The sequence below is a fragment of the Aporhodopirellula aestuarii genome, assembly GCF_023701485.1.
Lineage (GTDB): Bacteria > Planctomycetota > Planctomycetia > Pirellulales > Pirellulaceae > Rhodopirellula > Rhodopirellula aestuarii.
The window spans coordinates 1-5,051 of record NZ_JAMQBK010000110.1 but is presented as its reverse complement, the minus strand read 5'-3'; the positions used below and the strand labels follow the sequence as shown (position 1 = coordinate 5,051).

Sequence of the window (5,051 nt, the reverse complement as noted above, 5' to 3'; positions counted from 1 at the left end):
AGTTGTGGGTAATGACAAGGGTTCACACCCCCGGCAAAGGTTGTGCCGGCCCTCCGGGCCTAGCGGGTTCGTTAACCGTCCGATTTCGTCCAGCTTTCAAGCCCGAAGGGCTGACACAACCCATGCCGGGGCCAACAGGCCCCGGAACCCCACCCCACCCCACCCCAACTCCAAGGCCCGGAAGGCCGACACAACCCGGTCACCACTAACTCGGCGGGGGAAAGTGTGTCGCCCCTTCAGGGCTTGGTGGTTTGAATAGGCATCGGTTACCGGGGGTTCACGCCCCCGGCAAAGGTTTTGCCGGCCCTCCGGGCCTGACCCACACTCCCACACTCACCAACCGCCGGCTGCGTCAAGTTCCTCGGCGGGCCAATCCTGGTAGCAGACCGGGCGGGTAGCCAGATGTTGGGTGGCACCATTCGTCAGGTGGCACCGTTCGTCAAATCGGCCATGAGCTAGCGTCGCCACATCGCGCCGCGTGAAGATGTCATTCGCCGTCGTGTTCTTCGTGCAATTGCGAGACGCGTCTTCGCAAACCACCACCGCCAAGCCCCAACAACCAGATAACGATACAGTGGGCGGCACCGTTCATCCCGTTCGGAACAGCGATTGTACGCGCGTGACGCTGTCAATTTCGTGCCGTCCGACAGACTCAAGTAAAGCAGGCTGATGCCGCCGCCTGACCTGAATAGTGATGCTTGCCACATCGTTCAGCATCCTGGCGCATCGCCGCTGGAGAACCGACGCAGATCGATTTCCCAAAATACCTCTGCCACTCCCATACCAAATCACGCCACATCGATGCGTCAATCCCGATCTGGCTCAGCGTCGTTGCGAGCGATTTCGGAAGCTTCTCCGACGCTTCGGCAACGCCTTGCTTTGCAGTCCAGCGGAGCAACCGAAGGTAGTCACGGATCGACACATGCAGAAAACCCTTGTCGCTCGCTCGCAGGCCATCACGATTCAATTCTGCGTCAGTGGACAGTTTTTCCGGCGATAGCGTCAAAGGCGCCAGCCAAGCATCACGGCGAATTCGCTTCCCCGTTGGATTCCGCTTCTTAGCCTTCTGCTTTACGCGAAGCTCATCGACAGGCGTTTCGCGAATTTGCTTTGCCGCCTCTTCGGTAGGAACTGCCTTGAGATCGAACGCAGCTGAGTCAATTCGCTTCCCGTGACCGGCTTGGATGCGGTCGAACGCCGATGTGTGCGGCGCCGTTTCGGGATCCGACGCCATCGCCGCACGCACCGGGTTCAAGTCGACGTACATGCTACACGCGAGCAATCCCGCCTCGTCAACAATTCGTTGGGCCTTGAAGCGCCCCTCCCAAAACCGACCGGTGCATTCATCTTGCTTGTTGGCCATCCGAGAAATCGGTTCCGCCAACGACCGCATGAACCAAGAAATGTCTGACATTCGCTGCCGAATCTCCGCGATTCGCTCGGCGTTTCCTGCCAGCGTTTTGACCTCATGTTCGGTCGGCTCGGCAAGATGCTCTTCCATCCGCCTGCCAGGAAACACTCGCAGCCATCGGATTGCAACCTCCGCGTCGCTCCAGCTAGCCACTACGTCAGGTCGATTGCGCAGAATTACGTGCAGGTGATTGCTCATAATTGCGTAGGAAAGGACATCGATTCCAAAAACAGATGCGAGCGCTTCCATCCGACGACGAATCCACTCTTTTCGGAACGAGTAATCCTTCCCTGACTCACGATCCACGCCAGCCAGAAACGCGCGGCGCACACACCTCTGAACCGCATGCACAATGCAGATTTCACTGTTTGCAAACTGCTCTTCTCGTTTCGGCCTGGGCATACGTCAAATCCCGAAAGGGTGTCCTGATTATCAAAATCAACCTAACCAAAAACCCACCACTGTCAACCATATGGTGGGTGGCACCGTTCATCCGCACCATTCATCCACTGTTATCGTTCATCCACTGGGGGCACCGTTCATCCTTTCGGATCGAGATACCGTGACCGACATGATTCACTGAACGCTGCCACCGCATTACGTGAACGTTCCGCCGACCGAGATTGCACTGGCGGGACTCTCGAGAATTTGGCGGAAAACACCCCCAACCTCTCCGAATTCCTCTCCGATGTTTGTTGCAACGGACGCCGGTCCTTTCCGCTTCACACGTCTTGCAACGCAACTTGGCGAGCATCGGATCGGTGCGTCGCTGTCGCGATTCTTTCGAGCCGCACCCCCTCTTCGCAATCAATTCGCGAACCCGGCACGCGCGCGGACTAAAGCCGAACGCAGCGTCGTTGGCTCGAAAAATCAAAACAATCTCTGTGAGACACCGCTGCGGGCGGCATAAAAGCCACAGGGAGCCTGCACCGGATTACGACCTGCCGTCGCCAAAACAGGCTTTTCCCCAGATCTTTGCTTTTCAAATGCTTCATTTTCTTCTCGTGAATTTCCACGAAAGGCGCGTTATGCACTGTTGCCCTCGATCACTCCTCATCCTCGCTTTGCTTGCTTTCTCGTGCGTCGGCGGGTGCGGCAAAGAAAGCACATCAGTAACTTCGAAAAGCGAACTCGAAAATTTCATGGAGCAAAATCCAGACCTCGCTGTCGAAATGGATGACATCCCCGATGACCCGTACGGAGGCGCCTCAGTCGAAGACATCGAATAGTTTTGGCTGAGATTTCCTCGTTTCTTTCGGTGGTTCGTGCGAGCCGCTGAGATCTTTTTCTTATCTTGTTGAAGGTGCTTAGATGAAAACCACACGTTTTCGATCAGGTTTTACGCTTGTAGAGTTGCTGGTTGTGATAGCGATTATCGGCGTGCTCGTCGGTTTGCTGCTACCGGCGGTACAAGCGGCACGCGAAGCGGCACGGCGAATGGCTTGTAGCAATAATTTCAAGCAGCTTGGTCTCGCCATTCACAACTACCACTCTGCATACAAGCAGTTACCAAAACACATGGGGGGAACCACCGCAAATCCGTCGGGCGGCGCTCCCCTTCTCAACCCCGGCCACAACCGGCTCGAGTTGAGCGCACTCGTCGGCTTGACTCCTTTTTTCGAACAACAAGCACTATGGGAACAAATCAGCAATCCGTACCGAGCGGAAGGAAAAGCAGTCAGCTTTTCACCGATGGGCCCCAATCCCCGAATGAATCTTAATAGTCACAACACGGGAGTCCTGGGAGCCTATGATCCATGGCTAACAAACATCCCCACTCTTCGCTGCCCGAGTGATCCAGGGATCGGGCTTCCTTCTCAAGGCCGGACAAACTACGTCGTCTGCCTCGGAGACAGTTCACACCGCAGCAACACCGGCGGAACAGGCGACAACGGCAACAGCAACAGCACCGGCATGGACGAAACTCGCGTATCCCAGCGAGGCTTCTTTGTGCCAAGGCAAACAACCAAGTTTCGGGACGTCTTGGACGGATTAGCAAACACCATCTGCATGGGAGAAATTTGCACAGACTTGGGAGACCAAGATAAGCGAACCCACGCCACGTACGCCGCGATTCTGACCGCGATTCCTGGGCGAGCCAACCAATGCGAAGATAATAACACCGACCCACAGCGGCCCCAATTTTTGAATAAAAAACTGGTTGGATCAGCTGAGCTAAAACGTGGCTACATGTGGGCCTATGGACGAATTTTCTTTTCCGGAATGAACACCATCCATTCGCCCAACAAGTCCGTTTGCCTGAACAGACACTCGACGGTCGGGGCCACCCCGCACGGTGCTGGTGTTTGCCAACCCAGCAGTCGTCACCAAGGCGGTTGCCATGTTTTGATGGGTGATGGTGCCGTCAAATTTATCACCGATTCAATTGAAGCCGGTGACCGGAGAAGTGCTCACGTTGCGAAGATCGGCTCGAGAACAGACGTTCTCGCGCCAGGCAGCCAGAGCCCGTTCGGTCTTTGGGGCGCCCTGGGGACGCGAGCAGCGAAAGAAGTGCTCGAGGGTGAACTGTAGACTCGGCTGCTCGGTTAGCACCCTCGCCTCAAACTCACATAGAGACAACCGTCGTGTCGGGTACCACTACCCGACGCGACGCCCCGTGCTTAGTGATGATGAAACAGCGCCGACCGCGTTCGCTCCTGCAAACGGTCCGCACTTGACGTGGGTTCAATTCGGATCCTATCCAACGAGCAATCAGCTAGGCCAATGGAGATGACGCTAACGCCTTGCGGATCCTGGTGTGTCAACGCAGGTCAATGCTGCGAAGCTGCCAATCGCTCGTGGCGACGAAATGCAACACCCTTCTCAAGATGTCTTTTTGACTGAATTCCGTGATCTCGATCAGCATGGCCTGCGAAGCGATTTCGGAGCCGGGCTTCGAGAAATCGCTCGCCGCTAATTCCTGACGCACTTTCGCGGTACACAAATACGATAAGCCAACAAAGTAAGCTTGGCGTCTATGCGACACGCTTGATTGAGCACGATGCACGATCTGTGGGAAAGAAGCGGTAACCGGCAGCGTACATGCCAGAGTCATTCCTGAGGTACTTTGACATTCTACGGGATCGCTCGAAACGAAGGGGTCGTACCGGTCTAGCCAGCCCTCACAAGCAGTATGGGGGGACGAGATGGTGGGTGGCACCGTTCATCGCCGTTCATCGCCGTTCATCGCCGTTCATCGCCGTTCATCGCCGTTCATCGCCGTTCATCCGTGATCAACCAGATGGTGGGTGGCACCGGTCATCAATCCAGTGGCACCGGTCATCCATTAGTTCATTAACCGTGGCACCGTTCATTAACCCGGTGGCACCGTTCATTAACCCCGGCAAAGGCTAAACCGGCCCTCCGGGCCTGGCGGGTTCGTTAACCGTCCGATTCCGTCCAGCTTTCAAGCCCGAAGGGCTGACACAACCCATGCCGGGGCCAACAGGCCCCGGAACCCCGCCGCAACCCAACTCCAAGGCCCGGAGGGCCGACACGACCCGGTCACTACTAACTCGGCGGGGGAAAGTGTGTCGCCCCTTCAGGGCTTGGTGGTTTGAATAGGCATCCGTTACCGGGGGTTCACACCCCCGGCAAAGGTTGTGCCGGCCCTCCGGGCCTGACCCACACTCCCACACTC

At 56.6% G+C, this 5,051-nt stretch carries 4 protein-coding genes; 1 reads left to right on the top strand and 3 read right to left on the bottom strand.

The window, feature by feature from the left end; all coding sequences use genetic code 11:
- Positions 1–333 precede the first annotated feature (333 nt).
- The gene (locus NB063_RS30115) at positions 334–585 is read right to left on the bottom strand and encodes a hypothetical protein (RefSeq protein ID WP_250933166.1); all 252 of its coding nucleotides are present in this window, start codon (positions 583–585) and stop codon (positions 334–336) included.
- A gap of 67 nt (positions 586–652) precedes the next feature.
- Positions 653–1,813 (bottom strand): transposase, encoded by a 1,161-nt coding sequence (locus tag NB063_RS30110; RefSeq protein WP_250933164.1) that lies wholly within the window; start codon positions 1,811–1,813, stop codon positions 653–655.
- A 909-nt stretch (positions 1,814–2,722) separates the two neighbouring features.
- On the opposite strand from NB063_RS30110, the gene NB063_RS30105 reads away from it, so the two are divergent.
- Complete coding sequence (locus tag NB063_RS30105; RefSeq protein ID WP_250933162.1) at positions 2,723–3,943, top strand: DUF1559 domain-containing protein; 1,221 nt, start codon at positions 2,723–2,725, stop codon at positions 3,941–3,943.
- 229 nt (positions 3,944–4,172) lie between these two features.
- On the opposite strand, the gene NB063_RS30100 is transcribed toward NB063_RS30105, so the two are convergent.
- Complete coding sequence (locus NB063_RS30100) at positions 4,173–4,466, bottom strand: hypothetical protein (protein WP_250933160.1); 294 nt, start codon at positions 4,464–4,466, stop codon at positions 4,173–4,175.
- Positions 4,467–5,051: the final 585 nt, after the last annotated feature.